Source organism: Staphylococcus felis, assembly GCF_003012915.1.
GTDB classification, from domain to species: domain Bacteria; phylum Bacillota; class Bacilli; order Staphylococcales; family Staphylococcaceae; genus Staphylococcus; species Staphylococcus felis.
The window spans coordinates 2,451,230-2,472,737 of the sequence record NZ_CP027770.1 but is presented as its reverse complement, the minus strand read 5'-3'; the positions used below and the strand labels follow the sequence as shown (position 1 = coordinate 2,472,737).

The window sequence follows — 21,508 nt, the reverse complement described above, 5'->3', positions numbered from 1 at the left end:
GTACTTAGTTTTGTAATTCATATTTTTCTATTTCAGTTTCATAGTGTAACGTTAAATCAATATCATCTAATCCGTGTTCTAATTTATATTTCCATGCTTTATCAATGTCAAACGCAATTTGTCGATTAGGTAATTCGATGGTTTGTTTTGGTAAGTCAATTGTGATGAAAGTGTGTTGAATGATATCTTCACGATCTTTTTGTTCTAACTTGATAGGTAAGATGCCATTTTTGGTACAGTTCATATAAAATATATCACTGAAACTTCCAGCAATAACAATATTAATGCCAAAATCTTTAAGTGCCCATGCTGCGTGTTCACGACTGGATCCACACCCAAAGTTATCACCAGTTACGAGTATACTTGCATCAACATATTCAGGTTGATTTAAGATAAAATCTGGATTGGGAGAACCGTCATCTAGGTATCGCCATTCATCAAATAAGAATTGTCCAAAGCCAGTTTTTGTAATCCGTTTTAAATGTGTTTTAGGTATGATTTGATCAGTATCGATATTGTTATGAAACAGGGGGGCGACTTTTCCGTGGTATCTCTTAATAGGTTTAATTTCCATGTATTTCAACCTCATTTCTTACATCAACAAATCGTCCGTGAATCGCAGCTGCTGCGGCCATAGCAGGGGAAACAAGATGGGTTCTTGCGCCTTTACCTTGTCTTCCTTCAAAGTTTCGGTTACTTGTAGATGCGCAATGAACACCATTAGGAACTTGATCAGGATTCATCCCTAAACACATGCTACAACCAGGCTCTCTCCATTCAAATCCTGCCTCTTTAAAAATAATATCCAACCCGAGTGCTTCTGCTTCACGTTTAACTTTGCGTGAACCAGGTACAACGATAGCTGTAATGTTCTCATGGACTTTTTGATTTTTAACATAGTGACTGGCTTCAATAAGATCTGAAAGACGAGCATTTGTGCAAGACCCTAAAAACACATAACCTAAAGGGATATCTCTAGCTGTTTGACCCGGCTTTAAATTCATATATTGGTAAGCTCTTTTGTCATTATCATTTTGAATATGAGGAAAAGGCTTACTAAAGTTAACACCCATTTCTGGACTCGTTCCCCAAGTCACTTGAGGTTCTAAATGGCTAACATTGACTTGGATGATGCGGTCAAAAGTGGCATCGTCATCAGTGTATAATGTTTGCCAAGTTGAAAGATTCTCTTCGAAATTTTGCGCATATCTTTTATTTCTTAAATATTCAAATGTCATTGCGTCAGGTTGGATAAGGCCGTATTTGGCACCCGCTTCAATTGCCATATTACAAATTGTCATTCGCTCTTCCATTGAGAAATTTTGAATGACTTCACCAGTGAATTCTAATGCATAACCCGTACCAAACTTCACACCGTATTGATTGATTAAGTATAATATTATATCTTTGGCGTAAACACCTTTAGGTAAATCACCATTAATCTCGACTTTTAAGTTTTTAGGCTTCGTTTGCCAAATGGTTTGAGTTGCAAAGACATGTTCGACTTCACTCGTGCCAATACCAAAAGCAATAGCACCAAAAGCACCATGTGTCGCTGTATGTGAGTCACCACAAACAATAGTTTTACCTGGTTGTGTAAGTCCTAATTCTGGTCCAACCATATGAACAATCCCTTGCTCATCGCTACCCATATCAAACAATTTGACATTAAATGCATGACAATTTTGTCTTAATGTCTCAATTTGTTTGAGTGCGATTTCATCTTGAATATTAAAAATATCTTGAGTTGGTACGTTATGATCAATTGTGGCAAAAGTTAAGTCCGGACGACGCAATTGACGTTCATTTATACGCAATCCTTCAAATGCTTGAGGCGATGTAACTTCATGAATTAAATGCAAATCAACGTATAATAATTGAGGTTCGCCTTCTTTACCAGTAATGACGTGTTGATTCCAAACTTTATCAAATAAGGTTTGTCCCATTTATGAGGCCTCCTTAATGTACTGATACATTTTTTCAAATATATCCGTGGTATGGTATGATCCGTTCAAATCAGGTGTGACATAATGTTCATCGATGAGTCGATACGTTAATTTTTCAATAAGTTCAGCGGCTTTGTATTGTTGCAAAGATTCTCTCAAACACATCGCAAGTGATAAAATCATTGCAAAAGGATTTGCGTTATTTTGACCTGCAATGTCAGGTGCTGATCCGTGAATCGGCTCGTAAAGATGCGGTCCATTTAAGCTTAAGCTTGCTGATGGTGATAAACCCAGTGTACCTGGCAAAACTGATGCTTCATCACTTAAAATATCGCCGAATAAATTTTCAGTGACAATGACATCGAAGTCTGTTGGGCGTTTGATTAAATGCATAGTGCAGGCATCAACTAATAAATGTTCGACTTCAACATCAGGATAATCCTGTGCTATTTCATTAATTGTTTTTCGCCACAACTGACTTGAAGCGAGTACGTTTTCTTTATCAACTGATGTTAATTTTTTGCGTCTAGATTGTGCAAGTTGAAATCCTATATGTGCTATACGCGTAATTTCTTCTTTTGTATAGTGTAATGAGTCCAAAGCTTCATCTTTTTTCACATATTTGGGTGAACTGAAATACAAACCACCTGTAAGCTCACGAACAATAATGAAATCAGTATTTTGAATCACTTCAGGTTTAATTGGTGAAAAATCAACTGTAGATGGTGTAACGACAGTCGGCCTAATGTTTGCATAAAGTTGTAAGGCTTGTCTCAACTGTAACAACCCTTGTTCTGGACGACAGTTATTATCATGCCATTTAGGCCCACCAACAGCACCTAATAATATAGCATCAGCACGCTGACATGCTTTTAACGTTTCATCAGGTAATGGATTACCAAATGTATCAATAGCGTGTCCACCAAAAGGGCAAGAGGTTATATCCACTAAAAAGTCAAATTTTTCTGACAATAAACGCAATATATTAAGTGTGCCTTCCATAATTTCAGGGCCAATGCCATCTCCAGGTAGTGCGACGATATGATAAGTCATGAACAATCACCTGACCTTTGTCCGAATTGAGGTTTGATAAATTTTGAGGATGCCTCGACGTAAGCCTTGCAAGATGCATATAAAATATCGTGGTCAAATCCTATTCCTACGACTTCAATATGATCTAACTTTAATCGCACATGAACTTCGGCTTGTGCATCTGATCCTTCAGTGACTGCATCAATGCGATAATCAAGCAATTCAGGTTGAATGTCAAATATACGATTAATGGCATTATAGATGGCGAGAATTGAACCAGTTCCAATGCTTGAATCTTGGTATGTCTGATTTTGCTTATCTTTTAAAACAACGACAGCGCTTTGTACGCCATTGGAAACAAATTGAAGTTGTAACGACGCAACTTGAAATTCAGCATGTTGTTCATGTTCTGTACCTTGAATTAATGCATGTATATCACGATCAGTAATGACTTTTTTCTTATCTGCCATGGCTTTGAATAATTTAAAGAGTGCTATTTGATCAGTTTCTGAAATATGATAGCCTAATTTTTTTAGCTTTTCTTGAAATGCATGTTTGCCTGATAGTTTACCTAATGGTAGTTCCGTATTTTTGACTCCAACAAGTTGAGGCGTCATAATTTCATAAGTTTCAGGATGTTTAAGGAAGCCATCTTGATGAATACCAGATTCGTGGCTGAAGGCGTTTTTACCGACAATAGCTTTATTACGCGGTATACGAATACCTGCATATCGCGAAATAATGTCTGAGGTTAGCTTTGTTTTTTCAAATTGAATTTGAGTCTTTGCTTGATAATGATCTTGACGAACATGTAGTCCTAATACAACTTCCTCAAGTGCAGTATTGCCTGCACGTTCGCCAATGCCATTAATAGTACCTTCAATCCGTGTAGCACCATTTTCAATTGCAGCCATACTGTTGGCAACAGCAAGCCCAAGGTCATCGTGACAATGGGCGCTGTATGTAACTTGTTCGGAATGTCTTATTTTTTCTTTGAGTGTTTTAAAGATGAAACCATATTCTTTTGGATACGTATAACCAACAGTATCAGGTATATTGATAATAGTTGCACCTGCATCGACAGCAACTTGTACACATTGAACTAAAAAAGAAAGCGGGGTGCGAGTTGCATCTTCGGGTGAAAATTGCACAATGTCAAATTTGGAGCGTGCGTAAGATACATGTTCTTTTATCGTTCTGAGTACTTCTTTTTCAGTCATTTTGAGCTTATATTTTAAATGAATTGGACTTGTTGCAACAAATACATGTATGGAAGGCGAAACGGCATCTCGAGTTGCTTCATAAGTTGCATCGATATCAGATTTTTTACAACGTGCAAGACCTGTGACAGTTGTCTTTTTTAATGTTCTTGCAATAGCTTGTACAGAATCAAAACTACCTTGACTCGAGGCAGGAAATCCCGCTTCAATGACATCAACACCCCAATCTTCAAGCTGACGGGCAATTGTTAAACGTTCATCAAAAGAAAAGCTTACACCTGGTGTTTGCTCACCGTCTCTAAGTGTCGTATCGAAAATTTGAATATGGCTAGTCATGTCAATCAGTCCTTATCTCCATTATTTTTGAATGCGCTTTGATTTAATAAATGGCATCATGTCTCTTAAATTTTGACCTACTTCAGTTATTTGATGATCTGCTTGCGACTGTCTTAACTGTTTAAATTCTTTAAATCCATTTTGGTTATCTTTTATAAAACGATCACTAAATGTGCCATTTTGAATATCTTTTAGAACAGCTTTCATATTTGCTTTTGTTTCATCTGTGATTACGCGTGGTCCAGAAACATAATCTCCAAATTCAGCCGTATTTGAAATCGAATAACGCATATTTTCAAGTCCGCCTTCATACATTAAATCAACAATGAGTTTCATTTCATGTAAAACTTCAAAATACGCAATCTCAGGTTGATAGCCTTCTTCAACTAAAACTTCAAACCCATTTTGGATTAATCGGGTCACACCACCACAAAGTACGGCTTGTTCACCAAATAAATCAGTCTCTGTTTCTTCTTTATAAGTTGTTTCTAAAACGCCGGCGCGTGTTGCACCAATTCCTTTTGCATAACTCAGTGCTAACTGGCGTGCTTCTCCAGATGCATCTTGGTGTACAGCAAATAAGGCAGGTACTGCAGAGCCTTCAACGAAAGTCCGACGAACAAGATGTCCAGGCCCTTTAGGCGCAACTAAAAATACATCAACATTTTCAGGTGGATTAATCACACCAAAGTGGATATTAAAACCATGTGCAAAGGCTAGTGCATTACCAGCTTTAAGGTTTGGTGCAATTTCATTTGCATAGACGTCACCTTGAATTTCATCAGGTAATAATACCATAATGACATCTGATAATTGAACGGCTTCAGACACAGGATATACTGCAAAACCATCATCTTGTGCTTGATTAAATGAACGTCCTGGACGAATACCAACTACAACGTCATAACCATTGTCTTTTAAGTTTTGAGCATGTGCATGTCCTTGTGAGCCATACCCAACAATTGCAATCTTTTTACCTTGTAATACATCTTTCTCAACTGAATTATCATAATAAACTTTTGCCATATGAAAAACCTCCAAATATTGTTAATTTTGATGTGGTTACTCTATACCTGTCGTCCCTGAGCGAGACATAGAATCAATGTGAAACGGTTTTAAATCTTCTGTTAGACTATCTAAGGTGTATGGGGGACCAGCAGCTTGTAAATAAACGAATGCATCTTCTTCTTTTAAAACTTTTAAAATATCCGTGTAAGGTTCAATAGCATTCTCAAAATCTTTTTGGTTTTCAGGTTTTTTAAGTTTGATAAGTAGAAGTTCGCGATTAAATGTATTTGTATCTGTGATGTCTTTGACTGATAATGTATTAACTTGTTTTTTGAGTTGTTGCACTATAGTCCGTAACATTTGATTATCTGGAACTTCAGCTACAAACGTAATTTCTGTAACACCTCCTTGTAAGGTCTGTCCAGCTGTAATATTGACAATATTAAATTGGCGTCTGACAAAAAGACTCGTAAGGCGATTGAGTGTTCCAGCTTTGTCAAAAACGAGTACTTTAAACGTTCTTCTCATGTAAGCCCCTCCATTTCATGATTTGCTTTTCCACTTGGAACCATTGGTAATACTGGTTCGGTAGGGGAGATACGGATTTCAATAACTGCTGGACCTTCATATTGAAAAGCTTCATCAAGTGTTTTTTCAAGACGTTCAGGTTGATCGATTAAAAAACTTTTCACTCCGTACGCTTCACTCAATTTCATAAAATCAGGCTGGTCATTAAATACTGAATGAGAAAAGCGTTGATTAAAAAATTTATCTTGCCATTGCTTTACCATACCTAATGTTCCATTATTGATAAGGACAACTTTGATGTTCAGATTGAATTCATTCATTAATGCAATTTCTTGATTGGTCATTTGAAATCCACCATCACCGACAAAAGCTACGACAGTGGCATCAGGCTTAGCAAATTTTGCCCCGATGGCAGCAGGAATACCGAATCCCATTGTACCTAATCCGCCACTTGTGATAAGTTGGCCATGCGTTTTGAAAGGGTAAAACTGTGCCACCCACATTTGATGTTGTCCAACGTCTGTCGTAACATATGCGTCTCCGTTTGTAATTTGACCAATATATTCAATAGCACGTTGAGGTTTACTGAAAATATCACCCTCTATTTGCGAATATCGAAATGGATAGTTTTCCTTGTTAGATTGTACATGTGCGACCCAATCATCATGTTTTGTCGCTATATTATTGAAGCGAAGGAGTTGTTCTAATACTTCTTTAGCATCTGCAACAATCCCTAAATCTGTATCGATGACTTTGTTAATCTCTGAAGGATCTATATCGATATGAACGATTTTGGCAAGAGGTGCAAATTCGTCAGGCTTACTTGCCAGTCTATCATCAAACCTAGAACCGAAATTAATAAGCAAATCACATTCGGTAAGCGCCATATTACTTGCGTAAGATCCATGCATGCCACCCATTCCTAAAAATAGGGGATGGTCATAAGGGATAGCACCTAAACCGTGTAAAGTAGTTACAACTGGTATTTGATGTTGTTCAATAAATGATAAAAGTGCTTGGTTAGATTTAGAAAAATTAATGCCTGCACCTGCTAGTACAATGGGTTTTTGAGATGATTTTAAATAGTTTATTAATTGTTGTACCTCATCAACTTGTGGTGTCGTATTCACAGTATATCCAGGCGTGTTAACTGTTGTATCATATATCTCATTTGTTGATAAAACACCCATATCTTTAGGGAAATCAATCACGACTGGCCCTTTACGACCAGAGTTTGCAACGTGAAACGCTTCTTTCACAATTCTAGGAATATCTTTAACGTCATTAACTTGATAATTATGTTTTGTAATTGGTGTTGTCATCGATAAAATGTCTGCCTCCTGGAATGCATCTTTGCCAATACCAGGTGTAGCGACTTGACCAGTAATCACGACTAAAGGTAATGAATCACTATATGCATCCGCAATTCCTGTGATTGCGTTTGTAGCCCCTGGACCACTTGTCACAACGACAACACCAGGTTTGCCACTGACACGTGCATAACCTTCAGCAGCATGGGTGGCACCTTGCTCATGACGATATAAAATATGTGGAATATGTTCGTCATAAAATGAATCATATAAGGGTAATACAGCACCTCCAGGGTATCCAAAAATATATTCAACATCTTCTTCTAAAAAAGACTCTACTAGTAATTCAGCACCCGATTTCATTGATTCCACTACTGATTCTACATAGTCTGATGCGAGCGGTTCTTCTATTTCAAGTTCTTGCAATTTTTCTGATTTTACCATGATGATTCCCTCCTATATTTTTAGATTAAGTGTTCTGGTACTTGCATCACGCCACCGGTATTTGCACTTGTAACGAGAGAGGTATATCGAGCTAAATATCCAGTTTTGACTTTGGCCTTAAAAGGTTTGAGCGTATTTTTACGTTCATCTAATATGATTTGGTCGACATGTAATGTTAAATGACGATTTGTTAAATCAATAGTAATCGTATCACCATCCTCAATTAATCCGATGGGACCGCCAGATGCAGCTTCTGGAGAAATATGACCAACAGCGATACCACGCGTAGCACCAGAGAAGCGGCCATCGGTAATAAGTGCAACATCTTTTCCTAATCCACGGCCTACAATTGAAGAGGTTGGGGCAAGCATCTCTGGCATACCCGGGCCACCTTTAGGACCTTCGTAACGAATCACAACTACATGTCCCGCTCGGACTCGGTGATCATCAATTGCAGCAACTGCTTCATCATGACTGTCGAAACAAATGGCTTCACCAGTAAATGTTTTGATAGATGGATCAACACCCCCCACTTTAATGACAGCGCCATCTGGAGCGATATTACCAAACAGTATGGATAAACCACCTTGTTGATCATAAGGATTATCAAGTGTTCGAATGACTTCATCGTTTAAAATTGACTGATCTTGATTATTTTCTCGTAGCGTTTGGCCAGTTACTGTGATGCGATCCGGATGTAAAACACCTTCTTTTTTCATTAATTCGTTAATGATTGCTGGAACACCGCCTGCATGGTGAACATCTTCCATAGAATAGGATGAACTAGGTGCAATTTTAGATAAATAAGGTGTTTTCTTAGCAATATCATTAATTCTTGACAAGTCATAGTCGATACCCGCTTCATTAGCAATAGCAAGTGTATGCAGCACGGTGTTAGTAGAGCCCCCCATAGCCATATCTAAAGCAAATGCATCATCAATCGCTTCTTTTGTAATAATATCTCTAGGCTTAATATCATTTTTGACATTTTCAACTAATCGTTTAGCTGCTTGTTTAATCATATCTCGTCGCTGATCGCTGATGGCTAATGCTGTCCCATTGTACGGTAAAGCTAAACCTAAAATTTCCATTAGGCAGTTCATAGAATTTGCAGTAAACATACCTGAACATGAGCCACAAGTTGGACAAGCATTCTGTTCCATATCTAGAAACTCTTCTTTTGTCATGGAACCTTCTTTAAAGGCGCCGACTGCTTCAAACATAGATGATAAAGTAAGGGCTTTGCCTTGAGCAGATAATCCAGCTTTCATAGGGCCTCCAGAGCAAAAGATTGCTGGGACATTTGTTCTAACTGCTGCTAACAACATACCAGGAGTAATTTTGTCACAATTAGGAATGTAAAATACGCCGTCAAACCAGTGAGCGTTAATGACTGTTTCAGCAGCATCTGCAATAATTTCTCTACTTGGTAATGAGTAACGCATGCCAATGTGTCCCATCGCAATACCATCATCGACACCAATCGTATTAAACTCAAATGGAATACCGCCAGCTTCACGGATTGCTTCTTTAGCAATGTCTCCGAGTTCTCTTAAATGGACATGTCCAGGGACGATATCGATGTAAGAATTGCATATCGCAATAAATGGCTTATTCATATCAGTAGGTGATTTAATTTGACCAGTCGCGTGTAATAAGCTTCTGGCTGGTGCTTGATGATCTCCTTTTTTTATCATGTCACTTCTCATCAGTGATTCCCCCTTGGCCGTTTATAAAATAAAAAAATACGCCCCAATTTGGATTGGGACGTATTGTAAAGTCCCATTCAACTTGAAATAGGACTTAAGTCTTTAGTCAAAAATCACTAAAGCTCCAGCCCTGAGCGTAATAAAATAATGACATTTAATTGTACAAAGTTAGATTTAGATTGTCTATTCATCATATAACGCTCCTTTCTAAGTTAAATGGATAATAAAATTTTATATTGTGAATTGAATGAATTGTAAGAAAATTTATGTTTTTAATTTACCGTATAACTTAAATGATGTCAACAGCAAATTTGAAATTTCTGAAAATTGAAGCGTATAAGGTACGCTTTATGATTCTATGAAAGGGTGAGTCATAAATTTAAGTTATAGCATCTATTTTTATGAAATGGGTTTGCTATGGTTGACTGACTAAGTCAAATAAAGCAAAATCTGTTACAATAGATAGGAAAAATGATCAGGGAGTAAATGAAATGATTAAGATAAAAAATTTAAAAGATATGCAACAATTTGCAAATCATCTTGTTTCGTTTTTAAAAGCTAAGGATGTCATATTATTAGATGGAAACTTAGGGGCTGGAAAAACGACATTATCACAATTTATCGGTCGTGAACTTGGTGTCAAAAGAACGATAAATTCTCCTACATTTAATATTATAAAATCTTATAAAGGGGACTCGTTAAACTTTCATCATATGGATTGTTATCGTTTAGAGGATTCGGACGAAGATTTAGGGTTTGATGAGTACTTTAATGATAATGCAGTGACTGTTATTGAATGGAGTCAATTTATCGAACCTTTTTTACCTGAAGACTTTTTAAAAATATCAATCGATGTTGTGAATGAAGATGAACGAATGATTAGTCTCAGTGCTCACGGAGAACACTATTTGGCAGTGAAGGAGGCATTAGATCGTGTATAGTTTATGTATTGATACATCCAATCAACCGATATCTGTATCACTTATGAAAGAGGGTTACGTTTTAAACACACATACATCTTCTATTAAACGTAATCATTCTGTGCAATTAATGCCCCTTATCGAATCATTACTAAAAGAGGCTAACATTTTACCCAATGCGTTAACCGATATTATAGTAGCCAAAGGTCCAGGTTCGTACACAGGATTAAGAATTGGTGTCACAACAGCTAAAACATTAGCTTATACACTGAATTTGAATTTATATGGTGTCTCATCATTAAAAGCATTAGCAGCGACAACTGACGAAACAGATTGTTGGATTGTACCTATTATCGATGCACGACGTCACTATGTTTATGCTGGTATATATCAATGGCAAAACGGCGAATTAATTGCAATAATGGAAGATCAATATGTAGCATTGGAGACACTTTTAGAAAAATTGAATCAAGCTTCAAAAGTTGTACTAGTTGGAAGAGATGTACTTCAATTTGATGATTTGTCGCATTTTGACAAAAAATTGAATTTGCCACAAGCAGAAAAAATGGATGCGCTAAAAGGTGAGCCTGTTACAATTCATAGCTTTGTACCAGAGTATTTAAAATTATCGGAGGCTGAACAAAATTGGTTGAATCAGCAGCAATCCAACAGCAATTAAACATAAGACGTATGAGTGTTGAAGATGTACCCGCTGTAACTGATATTGAACGTGTAAGTTTCATGGGGAGCTCTTGGACAATTGATGCGTTTTATCACGAAATACTTGAAAATAATTTTGCCCATTACTTTATTATGGAATATGAAAATAAAGTGATTGGGTACTGCGGTATATGGATTGTAGTAGATCAAGCGCAAATTACGACTATAGCGATTGAGCCGAATTATCGCGGACTAGGGTTAGGACAACTTATGTTAAAATACGTGATGAATTTTGCTAGTGCTGTTGCAACATTAATGAGTTTAGAAGTACGTGTAGAAAATCATACAGCACAGCATGTATATGAAAAGTTAGGGTTCGAATATGGTGGACGTCGAAAAAATTATTATGGTGATGGAGAGGATGCATTAGTAATGTGGGTGAATTTAAATGAGTAAACAAACATTAATACTTGCGATTGAAACGAGTTGTGATGAAACAAGCGTAAGTGTAGTTGAAAATGGCAAGCATATTTTAAGTAACAGTGTGTTAAGTCAAATTGAAAGTCACAAACGTTTTGGCGGTGTTGTACCTGAAGTTGCAAGCCGTCATCATGTTGAAAATATGACCATTATGATCGACAATGCACTACAGACTGCTGAAAAGACAATGTCAGATATTGATGCCATTGCAGTCACACAAGGGCCGGGTCTTATTGGTGCTTTATTAGTAGGGGTCAATGCAGCAAAAGCATTAGCATTTGCTCATCAAAAACCATTAATTCCAGTACATCATATTGCAGGACATGTGTATGCAAACCAACTTGAACAAGCGTTGAAATTTCCATTAATAGCTTTAATTGTGTCAGGTGGTCATACTGAACTTGTATATATGAAGGATCATTTAAATTTTGAAGTGATTGGAGAAACACGTGATGATGCAGTAGGAGAAGCATATGATAAAGTCGCTCGTACTATTGGATTATCTTATCCTGGAGGGCCCATTATTGATCAGTTGGCAGCAGAAGGTGAAGACTTGTACGCATTTCCGAGAGTATGGCTAGAACCAGATAGCTATGACTTTAGTTTTAGTGGATTGAAAAGTGCAGTGATTAACAAATTGCATAATCTTAATCAAAAAGGTGAAGAAATCGATCCGAAAAATGTGGCCACAAGCTTTCAAAATAGTGTTGTGGAGGTATTGGTCAAAAAAGCGATGCGCGCTTGTGAATCATATGGTGTCAAACAGTTAATTGTTGCAGGCGGTGTCGCAAGTAACAAAGGGTTACGCAAAGCACTTGAAGTAGAGACACAAAAAAGACATATCGAACTTTCTATACCGCAACCGAAACTGTGTACGGATAATGCAGCCATGATAGGTGCAGCGGGTTACTATATTTATCAAAAAGGGATTTTTGGAGATATGACATTGAATGGAAAAAGTAGTATGGATCTTGAAATGTATTCAGTATGAAATAGCATTCATCCAGGTTGATGAAAATCCATTTTGACTTTAAAGAGAGCCTAACAGTTAGCAAAATGACGCTTTAACTTTTGCTAATCTGTTAGGCTCTTTTAAGAAGTCACTCATTGAACATCGATTACCGGTAACATGACTGATTGGAAAAACGTGTTTACAGCAACGGTTGTGCATGTTAAATTTTTATGTCTCGTAATCAGCTAATTTTAATTGTAATGCTTCCCAATTGGATAAGATTTGATCTAGTTGGGCTTCGATTTCAATTCGCTCGTCAGCTAATAATTGTGATTGTTCATAATCATTTAAAATAGTATCATCGACCATTTTTTGGTCTATTGCTTCAATTTGATATTCAAATTGTGAAATTTCAGCTTCTAATGCTTCGATTTGACGTTCAATTTTACGTTTATCTCGGCGTATGGCTTTTTGATCTTGATAGTCTGAGTGTTCGGGTGTTGTTGCTTTGGATTGATGCGTCTTCAATTCAGGTGTTTGGGATTGTTGGTGTGCTACAAGTGCATGCTGCTCTTCTAATTTATCTAAGTAATACTGATAATGCCCTAAATAAGCAGTGCCACCATTATGATCTAAATCAAATATTTTATTGGCAAGTGCTTGAATAAAATAGCGATCATGAGAAACAAAAATAAGAGTCCCTTCAAAATTTAAAAGCGCATGCTCAAGCATCTCTTTAGAATCGATATCAAGATGGTTAGTCGGCTCGTCTAAAATCAGTACATTATTTTCTTCTAACATCAATAAAGCAAGTTGTAGACGTGCCTTTTCGCCACCAGACAAGTCGTGAATAATTTTTTTTGTATCGTCTTGAGTGAACAAAAATCGACCTAGCACAGCTCGAACATCTTTTTCAGGCATATGTTTATATTGATCCCAGACATAATCTAAAATCGTTTTGTTAGAAGAAAATTCAGCTTGCTTTTGATCATAATAGCCGATCTTCAAATTAGCGCCAGGTATGATTTCGCCCGATAGTATTGGTAAGCGTTGAGCTAAAGTTTTAATAAACGTAGATTTACCAATACCATTGGGCCCAATTACAGCGATGTGATCCCCTTTAGTGACTTCTAAATTGATAGGTGATGTAATAGGGGAATCGTAGCCAATCTCAAGCTGACGGATATGGAAAACATCATTTCCCGTATTACGTTGAAAGTCAAACTTTATATCGGCACTTCTTGCATCAAGCATAGGCTTTTCGATACGTTCCATTTTTTCTAACATTTTGCGTCTACTTTTAGCCATTCCACTTGTAGAAGCTCTTGTAATATTTTTGTCGACAAAATTTTCTAGTCGCTTAATCTCAGCTTGTTGACGTTCATACTCTGCAAGGCGCTTTTGAAAGTATTGATCACGTTGTTGAATGAACTTTTCGTAGTTACCGACATAATGCTTCACTTCACCAAGAGAGACATCGTAAATCTGTGTTACTATTTTATCTAGAAAATAACGATCATGTGAGATAATGACAATGGCCCCTTTGAAAAATTTCAAATAATCTTCAAGCCATTGTGTCGTTTCCATATCTAAATGGTTGGTCGGCTCATCTAGTAATAATAAATCAGGTTCACTTAATAACATTTGAGCAAGTGACAATCGGGTTTTTTGTCCACCGCTAAAGTCATTCACCGGTCGTTGGTAGTCTTTTTCAGAGAAGTTAAGCCCATTTAAAACAGTTTTAATCTTACTATCCACTTGATAACCGCCCAACTTCTCAAATTCATTTGAGATATTTTCATAACGTTGGAGGTGTTCTCGATACGCAGTTGTATCGTGCTGATCAACGTGTTGACTTAACCAATCAACTTCGACTTGCATCTTATCTGCTAAAGATTGATGATACACGAATGGTTTTGACATTTCTTCATACACGGTATTTTGCGTGTCTAAAGTCATTTGTTGTGTCAAATAACCGAGGCGTAAATTTTTAATTTTTGAAATATGTCCTTCGTCGTATCCTTCAACACCGGCAATCAGCTTCATTAGTGTTGATTTTCCCGCACCGTTACGACCTACTATGCCGATACGCTCTCCAGTTTTAATTTCAAAATGAACATTCTCAAAAATCGTTTCGCCATCAAAGGATTTTGAGATTTGATTCAATTGCATTAATATCATTAGGCATACTCCTCTCAATATTATATTTTACAATAAATGATTCATCTATAAAATAGTTACTGTTTTATTACTAGTTATATTCGGGTATAATTGTAAGTGTATATACTGTGAAGTTTATCACAAATATCTGAAAATGATTTGGAGGTTTGCAAATGGCGAAAGAGGTAAACAAAATTCCGAGAGCGACATTAAAACGTCTACCGCTATATTATCGTTTTGTTAACACTTTAAAAGCTAAAGGTGAAGATAGAGTCAACTCTAAAGCGATTAGTGAAGGGTTAAATATTGATTCTGCAACAATTCGACGTGATTTTTCGTATTTTGGTGAGTTAGGAAAAAAGGGGTATGGCTATAATATAGATAGTTTATTAGAATTTTTTAAATCTGAATTGAGCGATGCAGATATTATTAAAATCGGTGTCATTGGAGTAGGTCATTTAGGTAAGGCTTTAATTAGTTATAACTTCTCAATTCATGATGATATGACTATTACTGAGGCGTTTGATATTGATCCCAATATTATAGGGAGTCAAATCGGTAATGTCAAAGTTAAATCTATGGAAGAAATTGAAGAAGTTATTCAAAAACACTGTATTGAGGTAATGATACTTACAACACCAGCTGCCGTAGCTCAAGAAGTTACTGATCATTTAGTAAAATCAGGTATTAAAGGAATTCTTAATTTCACACCTAAACGCGTAGTGACACCTAATCATGTTCAGGTTCACCAAATTGATCTAGGTGTTGAATTACAATCATTATTATTCTTTATGAAAAATTATGGAAAGCAACAGTAAACGGGCGATACTAGGTTATAATTATCTGCTCAATAAAAAAGTATATTAAAAGAACGCGAGATATAGGGGCCTTTAGTCAGAATAAAAATTGTCATAACGCATACACTAATGTCGTGAATAAACTTAATCGTTAATGACAAATGATATAAGTTTATGACACTTTAGCCCCGGATAAGTCTCGTTATTTTTATGCAAAAAATCGAGCCATCAATTGGAAAAAGATGACCCGATTTCTGAGGAACATTTAAATATTGGGAAGGGAGTTTTATTATTGGAGTATGGCTCAATTATATTGTATGTACTCATAAATGAGGCTAATATTCCTTAAGTTAAATATATCAGTGCTTAACTGTAGTCATTCTTTCCGATCAAAACGAGTATGAATGCTTTTCTGTAAACCACTCTATACAAAGTTTTTAATCTATTAAGTTTATTATTATCCTTCTATCATAAATAGCTTCTAAAAATTTTATCCTCTTATAATTTTTTGCCACTATTTTAAAGATGCTCAAAAATAGAATTGAAGAACGCCCCATATAATAAACGAATCTTTTATGTTTGAATTAAAAAGTAAATAGTAGCATCCATTTTTAAAATGGCCTTGTCAAAAGGGATAATTTATTCTATAATTCATATAATGTTAATCGGATATAGGAGGGGTTTATTTGATTTGGACAATCATAAGTGGACTAATTGTAGGGGTGTTATTAGGTTTTGTAATGCAACGTACTCGTTTTTGTTTGACAGGCGGATTTAGAGATATGTACGTGCAAAAAAATAATAAAATATTTTACGCACTTTTAATTGCGATTACGATACAAGCTATTGGCATATACGGGCTTAACACTGCAGGCGTTATTCATATTGATAATGGAACATTTCCCATTATTGGTACGATAATCGGTTCTTTTATATTTGGTGTCGGTATAATACTAGCTGGTGGATGCGCTACTGGTACATACTACAGAGCTGGTGAAGGGCTAATTGGCAGTTGGATAGCATTAGCGATGTATGGTTTTTTGGCCGCGGTTTCCAAATATGGCATTTTATTGCCACTAAAAGATCAAATCAATAGTACGACTGTTACCAACGCTGATATGGCATCTTCAACTGGAATCCCCGGTTGGATATGGTTGATTGTACTTATTAGCATTACATTATTTGTCGTCGTTAAAACGCTTCGTAAGCCAAAATCAAACATTGCGATTCCAAAATTAAAGTCGCGTTATACAGGGATACGTCACCTTTTATTTGAAAAGCGTATACATCCATTCGTTGCTGCGATTGCGATTGGTCTCATTGCATTAATCGCATGGCCAATGAGCGAATCTACAGGTAGAGCGGGTGGATTAGGGATAACAACACCATCAGCGAATATTGTTCAATTTCTAACGACAGGAGATGTGTCGGTGTTAGATTGGGGTGTATTTCTAGTTTTAGGTATTTTTGTAGGATCATATATAGCAGCACGAGGATCACGCGAATTTAAATGGAGATTACCTGATAAAAAGACCATTCGTAACAGTGCGTTGGGTGGTGCATGTATGGGATTTGGTGCAGCAGTTGCAGGGGGATGTTCTATTGGTAATGGTCTTGTTGCAACGGCAGCTTTATCTTGGCAAGGCTGGTTAGCATTAGCCTTTATGATATTAGGAACATGGTTTATGAGTTACTTTTTATTTGTTAAACCATTAAAAGCAGCACGTGTGCAATCGGCTCAACGATCTGTAAGTGTATCATAAAAAAAGGAGGATACAATATGATTTATGAATTAGGTACAGTAGGAATGGTATGTCCATTTCCATTAATAGAAGCTCAAAAGAAAATGGAGGAATTAAGCGCTGGAGATGAGCTCAAAATTGATTTTGATTGTACTCAAGCGACTGAATCTATCCCGAATTGGGCAGCAGAACAAAATTATCCCATCAACCATTTTGAACAGCTCGATGATGCATCATGGACGATAACAGTCCAAAAAGTATAATAACTATGACAGGCCTCCTTAAAGCTTAATTTTAAGGAGGTTTTGATTGAATTTTTTGATACGAATGCCACGATAACCAACTATTTCTCTTGATAAGAAAAACGAATGTAGAAGTTAAGGAGCATGACATGAAAGGATGAGAATATGATAAAATAACCATTGAGGTATATTTAACGAAATTCATACGCAAATCAACTTGTGATAAGTATAGGAGGAAATGGTTAATGGAACAATGGAGTCGTGATCAACGGTATCGACCAATAGAATCAATGCCACAGCATGAATTTGAAGCTCTAAAAGAAAAGGTGGGTCTTTCTAAATATCGTCAAAGATTTCACATACAACCGTTGTCAGGGCTTTTAAATCATCCCAATGGTCTCATTTATACAAATGGACAGTATCATATTGCGCATCAATGGTTTCCACTTGGGGCAGTACATGGTTTGAAGTATTGGTATTACTATACAAGTTCAGATCTCGTTGAATATCATAGAGAAGGTATGTTATTAAAGCCTGATTCAGCATATGATAGCCACGGAGTCTATAGTGGGAGTGCTTTTACCTATCAAAATAACCTTTATGTGATGTATACAGGTAATCATCGAACAAAAGACTGGGATCGTCAAAGCAGCCAAATTGTTGCCAAAATGAATAATGGTAAAGTTGAAAAATTAAATCCACCTGCAATTCCTCATCCTCCAAAAGGCTATACGCAAAATTTTGGTTTTCCCAAAGTATTTAAACGAGATGGAAAATTATATGCAATTATAGGTGCTCAAAGAGATGATTTAACTGGTTGTGTAGTCCTCTATGAAGCAGAGCAACCAGAGAGCGAATGGAGATTTGTAGGAGAAATCGAGACAGATTTAGAAAACTTTGGGTCATTTTGGGAATCCCCAGATTTCTTTCAATTGAATGGTAAAGATGTACTATTATTTTGTCCTAGAGCGCTAGATTCAGAGGAAGAGCAATTTCAGAATAAATATTTAAGTGGTTATATCATAGGAGAATTGGACTTTGACACACTCAAATTTTCACACGGTTCATTTCAAACTTTAGATAATGGTTTTGATTTTTATGCGCCTCAGACGTTTGAAGATGAAGTGGGACGACGTGTTTTAATTGGATGGATGGGACTTCCAGATACAGAATATCCCACTGACAATGAAGGTTGGGCACATTGTTTAACTTTACCTAGAACGTTAACGATTGAAAGTGGCATCTTAAAGCAAAAACCACATATGAATTTAAGAAAATTAAGAGAAGAAAAAGAAACGGCGCTTGGCTATGCGAATAAGTTTTTCAAGCAACTGCATCCATACGAAGGGAAGCAATATGAACTTGTTGTCGACATACTCGAAAATGAAGCATCAGCAATTGAATTTCAGTTGAGAGCTTCTAAAAATGAACATACAGTCATCAGATATAATAGTTTAACAAAAGAAATATCACTTGAACGTTTTGATAGTGGTGCATTGCCGATACCTGTCAAAGGTACAGAGAGGAAAGCAACTTTGGAAACTGAATTATATCAACTGCGCATTTTTGTAGATACATCAAGCATCGAAATTTTCTGTAATGAAGGTGAACGTGTCCTTACTTCACGTATTTTTCCAAGTGAAAATGCTAACAAAATTAGAGTGGCGACTGATTCTGGGCAAGTTTATTTAAAAATGTCTAAATACAATATGAAAAGCATAGAATTATAAAAATAGGATTCTCGACAAAATGATAGGAGATCAAAATTGGGAAAACCATTTTGAAAACCACTAGCGATTGTCGAGAATCCTTACTATTTTATATTTTTTTGAGATTACGAACAGAGACATAACAATACTCGTCGTTTTTAAAATAAGCGATGCGTTCTTTAGAGTCAACATGTGAAATATTATGTCGATTTAAAACAAAACTATTGTGACAACGGACGAAGCGGTCATCAAGTTGTGCAAGTTCCTTGAGATTACCATAAAATTCAATTTGACGGTTGTCCAAATGTGCGATTAAACGGTGAGACTTTGGAGAAGACTCGAAAAACATCACTTCATCATAATTGACATAAACAGAACTACTACCGCGCTTTAGCTCTAATGTTTCAATGGTATTGTCTTTTGTTAATAAGTCTAAACGTTTTAATGCAGTTTCTAAACAATCAATAATACGCGTTTGCAATTCGTCAGGATCATCTTTAAAAATAAAGTCAAGTGCGGCTACTTTATAAACAAATGTGAGATATGTTAACTCACTGTGACTTGTTACAAAAATAATATTTCCAACAGGATCATGTTTTCTAATTTCACTACCTAACTTAATACCATTGATATCAGATTCAAGTTGAATATCTAAAAAATAGCAGCCAATGTCTGACATATTTTTAGCAGCTTCTAAAATCTCATATGGATCATTTGTTGCAATTTCAACTTCCATTGGTTTTTCTTCAATCATAATATAATTCTCAATAATTTGTTGCATTCGTTCACGTTGTTTTGGATCATCTTCGCAAATCAGTATTTTCATGTATCATCACTTCCTTACATCTCTTCATTCATAATTTCAAGTTTTTGAATAAAATATTGGTTCTCAATGGTCGTATCAAGCAAAACGTTTTCAGTATTATCGGTAATCTCTTTTAAAGTCGATAACCCTAATCCACGGTTGCCTCCTTTAGTTGAAAAGCCTTCTTTAAACAAAGTATGTAACTTTGGTAAATTTTTAGGTGCTTTATTCATAATGATGATTAAAACAGAGTTATCAGTTTTAATGAAAGCGATTTGAATCATTGGATTTTCAATATTTAGTGAAGCTTCAATAGCATTATCCATTATAATACCTAAAGCACGGCTGAGATCAATCAGTTCCATATTAATTTGTGTAATCTCATCGGCAACTTCAACACTGATTTCGATATGATTTTCTTGAGCTTGTAAGATTTTTGTTGTTATAAGGCCTTTAATCTCACGGACTTTTAATTGATCAATACCATTCAGTTGTAAAGTGTTCATTTCGAAATTACTTTTTAACGGTGTAATATGGTCGCTAAAATATTGTTTAAGTCCTTCTATATCTTCTTCACGTAAATATTCAGACATCGTCGAAAGAATATTAATATAATCATGACGAAACTTACGCATGCGATTATTAATTTTTTCAATTTGAAGTGTATATTTGTAGTAGTCTTCTACTTCTTTTTGACTTCGGCGATAACGTATTTCTCTTGCTACACTAATTGTTACAAGGGTGATGACTGAGATAAATGCAAGGAAATACAACATAACAAGATAAGCAATGCTTAACATATCATCGAGGCTACTTACGGACGTAGGACGATAAAAATAAATCGTGATAAAGAAAACTACAAGTAAACCAAATAAAAATAATAAATAAATTCGATTAACGTATAACCATGATAATTTTAATAAATTCATTAATTTTCTGAACGCAAATGCAATGAGAAAACTAGCAAACATAAAAGCAGCAGCATACAATATTTGAACAATATAATAATTGAGATTAAAAGTTAAAATATACTGATAAAATAATGTAGAAATAAAGTCACATAATATAAGTATTAATACACTAACTACAACACTGATTATACCAATTATTTTCTTTTTTCTAAAAAAAGAATCAAAAAACCAAATATAAGGAAAAATAAACTGGCCTTACCAATAAAAAGGAATAAAATAGTTGAAGGGACTACAATCCCTAGTAATATAGAGAGGTAATCCCTTCGAGTGTATATTGGTCTGTCAATTAGAATGATATTAGTGACTGTAAATAAAACAAATGCTTGAAATAAGCTCAAAACCACAACAATTAAAATTTCCAAATTTTATACACACTCTCTAATATTAGTTGATAATGTTATTTATTTGAGTCAAGTAGCTCTCTAGGGACTTCAGGCTCATCAAAATAAACAGTGCAAGTGTTGATTTTAGCAAAGTTACCAATCACTTGGAAAAGTTTAGTAATTAAAGATAAAACATTCTCTAAAAAATTCATAA

General features: G+C 35.8%; 19 protein-coding genes and 1 pseudogene. 8 read left to right on the top strand and 12 right to left on the bottom strand.

All coding sequences use genetic code 11. The features are described 5' to 3' along the window. Positions 1-4: 4 nt before the first annotated feature. The 8 genes from leuD to ilvD form a co-directional block, all read right to left on the bottom strand. Complete coding sequence (leuD, locus tag C7J90_RS11815; protein WP_103207432.1) at positions 5-574, bottom strand: 3-isopropylmalate dehydratase small subunit; 570 nt, start codon at positions 572-574, stop codon at positions 5-7. Next, complete coding sequence (gene leuC / locus C7J90_RS11810; RefSeq protein ID WP_103207433.1) at positions 564-1,946, bottom strand: 3-isopropylmalate dehydratase large subunit; 1,383 nt, start codon at positions 1,944-1,946, stop codon at positions 564-566. The genes leuD and leuC overlap by 11 nt, the downstream gene beginning before the upstream one ends. Beyond that, positions 1,947-2,999 carry a 3-isopropylmalate dehydrogenase gene (gene leuB / locus C7J90_RS11805; RefSeq protein WP_103207435.1) on the bottom strand — a complete coding sequence of 351 codons (1,053 nt, stop codon included), beginning with the start codon at positions 2,997-2,999 and terminating at the stop codon, positions 1,947-1,949. After that, complete coding sequence (locus tag C7J90_RS11800) at positions 2,996-4,534, bottom strand: 2-isopropylmalate synthase (RefSeq protein WP_103207436.1); 1,539 nt, start codon at positions 4,532-4,534, stop codon at positions 2,996-2,998. The genes leuB and C7J90_RS11800 overlap by 4 nt, the downstream gene beginning before the upstream one ends. A 21-nt stretch (positions 4,535-4,555) precedes the next feature. After that, a complete protein-coding gene (ilvC, locus tag C7J90_RS11795) occupies positions 4,556-5,560 on the bottom strand; it encodes a ketol-acid reductoisomerase (protein WP_103207438.1) in 1,005 nt (334 codons plus the stop codon). 36 nt (positions 5,561-5,596) lie between these two features. After that, positions 5,597-6,070 (bottom strand): acetolactate synthase small subunit, encoded by a 474-nt coding sequence (gene ilvN, locus C7J90_RS11790; protein WP_103207440.1) that lies wholly within the window; start codon positions 6,068-6,070, stop codon positions 5,597-5,599. Beyond that, positions 6,067-7,743 (bottom strand): biosynthetic-type acetolactate synthase large subunit, encoded by a 1,677-nt coding sequence (gene ilvB, locus C7J90_RS11785; RefSeq protein ID WP_232618943.1) that lies wholly within the window; start codon positions 7,741-7,743, stop codon positions 6,067-6,069. Before ilvB ends, ilvN begins: the two co-directional genes overlap by 4 nt. 101 nt (positions 7,744-7,844) lie before the next feature. Beyond that, positions 7,845-9,533 (bottom strand): dihydroxy-acid dehydratase, encoded by a 1,689-nt coding sequence (ilvD, locus tag C7J90_RS11780; RefSeq protein ID WP_103207443.1) that lies wholly within the window; start codon positions 9,531-9,533, stop codon positions 7,845-7,847. Between the two features lie 491 nt (positions 9,534-10,024). On the opposite strand from ilvD, the gene tsaE reads away from it, so the two are divergent. The 4 genes from tsaE to tsaD are packed head-to-tail and all read left to right on the top strand — an operon-like array spanning position 10,025 to position 12,584. Continuing rightward, positions 10,025-10,474 (top strand): tRNA (adenosine(37)-N6)-threonylcarbamoyltransferase complex ATPase subunit type 1 TsaE, encoded by a 450-nt coding sequence (tsaE, locus tag C7J90_RS11775; RefSeq protein ID WP_103207444.1) that lies wholly within the window; start codon positions 10,025-10,027, stop codon positions 10,472-10,474. Further along, entirely contained in the window at positions 10,467-11,132 is a 666-nt protein-coding gene (gene tsaB / locus C7J90_RS11770) for a tRNA (adenosine(37)-N6)-threonylcarbamoyltransferase complex dimerization subunit type 1 TsaB (protein ID WP_103207446.1), read from the top strand. The genes tsaE and tsaB overlap by 8 nt, the downstream gene beginning before the upstream one ends. Positions 11,133-11,143: 11 nt before the next feature. After that, positions 11,144-11,569 carry a ribosomal protein S18-alanine N-acetyltransferase gene (gene rimI, locus C7J90_RS11765; RefSeq protein WP_103207463.1) on the top strand — a complete coding sequence of 142 codons (426 nt, stop codon included), beginning with the start codon at positions 11,144-11,146 and terminating at the stop codon, positions 11,567-11,569. Beyond that, positions 11,562-12,584, top strand: coding sequence for a tRNA (adenosine(37)-N6)-threonylcarbamoyltransferase complex transferase subunit TsaD (tsaD, locus tag C7J90_RS11760; RefSeq protein WP_103207447.1), 1,023 nt, complete (start codon positions 11,562-11,564; stop codon positions 12,582-12,584). The genes rimI and tsaD overlap by 8 nt, the downstream gene beginning before the upstream one ends. 189 nt (positions 12,585-12,773) lie before the next feature. On the opposite strand, the gene C7J90_RS11755 is transcribed toward tsaD, so the two are convergent. Beyond that, entirely contained in the window at positions 12,774-14,726 is a 1,953-nt protein-coding gene (locus C7J90_RS11755) for an ABC-F family ATP-binding cassette domain-containing protein (RefSeq protein WP_103207449.1), read from the bottom strand. A 152-nt stretch (positions 14,727-14,878) separates the two neighbouring features. Here C7J90_RS11755 and C7J90_RS11750 point away from each other — a divergent pair, with 152 nt between their 5' ends. The 4 genes from C7J90_RS11750 (at position 14,879) to C7J90_RS11735 (ending at position 19,216) form a co-directional block, all read left to right on the top strand. After that, entirely contained in the window at positions 14,879-15,523 is a 645-nt protein-coding gene (locus C7J90_RS11750) for a redox-sensing transcriptional repressor Rex (RefSeq protein ID WP_103207451.1), read from the top strand. Between the two features lie 665 nt (positions 15,524-16,188). Continuing rightward, the gene (locus C7J90_RS11745) at positions 16,189-17,265 is read left to right on the top strand and encodes a YeeE/YedE family protein (RefSeq protein WP_103207453.1); all 1,077 of its coding nucleotides are present in this window, start codon (positions 16,189-16,191) and stop codon (positions 17,263-17,265) included. Between the two features lie 17 nt (positions 17,266-17,282). After that, positions 17,283-17,507, top strand: coding sequence for a sulfurtransferase TusA family protein (locus C7J90_RS11740; protein WP_103207455.1), 225 nt, complete (start codon positions 17,283-17,285; stop codon positions 17,505-17,507). A 224-nt stretch (positions 17,508-17,731) separates the two neighbouring features. After that, positions 17,732-19,216: a sucrose-6-phosphate hydrolase gene (locus C7J90_RS11735; RefSeq protein ID WP_103207456.1), complete on the top strand. Its 1,485-nt coding sequence runs from the start codon at positions 17,732-17,734 to the stop codon at positions 19,214-19,216. A gap of 88 nt (positions 19,217-19,304) precedes the next feature. Here C7J90_RS11735 and agrA read toward each other — a convergent pair whose 3' ends face one another. From agrA to agrD, 3 genes and pseudogenes are all read right to left on the bottom strand, one after another. After that, positions 19,305-20,021, bottom strand: coding sequence for a quorum-sensing response regulator AgrA (gene agrA / locus C7J90_RS11730; protein ID WP_103207458.1), 717 nt, complete (start codon positions 20,019-20,021; stop codon positions 19,305-19,307). A gap of 14 nt (positions 20,022-20,035) precedes the next feature. Then, positions 20,036-21,333: pseudogene (gene agrC, locus C7J90_RS11725) on the bottom strand (quorum-sensing sensor histidine kinase AgrC). A 35-nt stretch (positions 21,334-21,368) separates the two neighbouring features. Continuing rightward, the gene (agrD, locus tag C7J90_RS11720) at positions 21,369-21,506 is read right to left on the bottom strand and encodes a cyclic lactone autoinducer peptide AgrD (protein WP_103207460.1); all 138 of its coding nucleotides are present in this window, start codon (positions 21,504-21,506) and stop codon (positions 21,369-21,371) included. Positions 21,507-21,508: the final 2 nt, after the last annotated feature.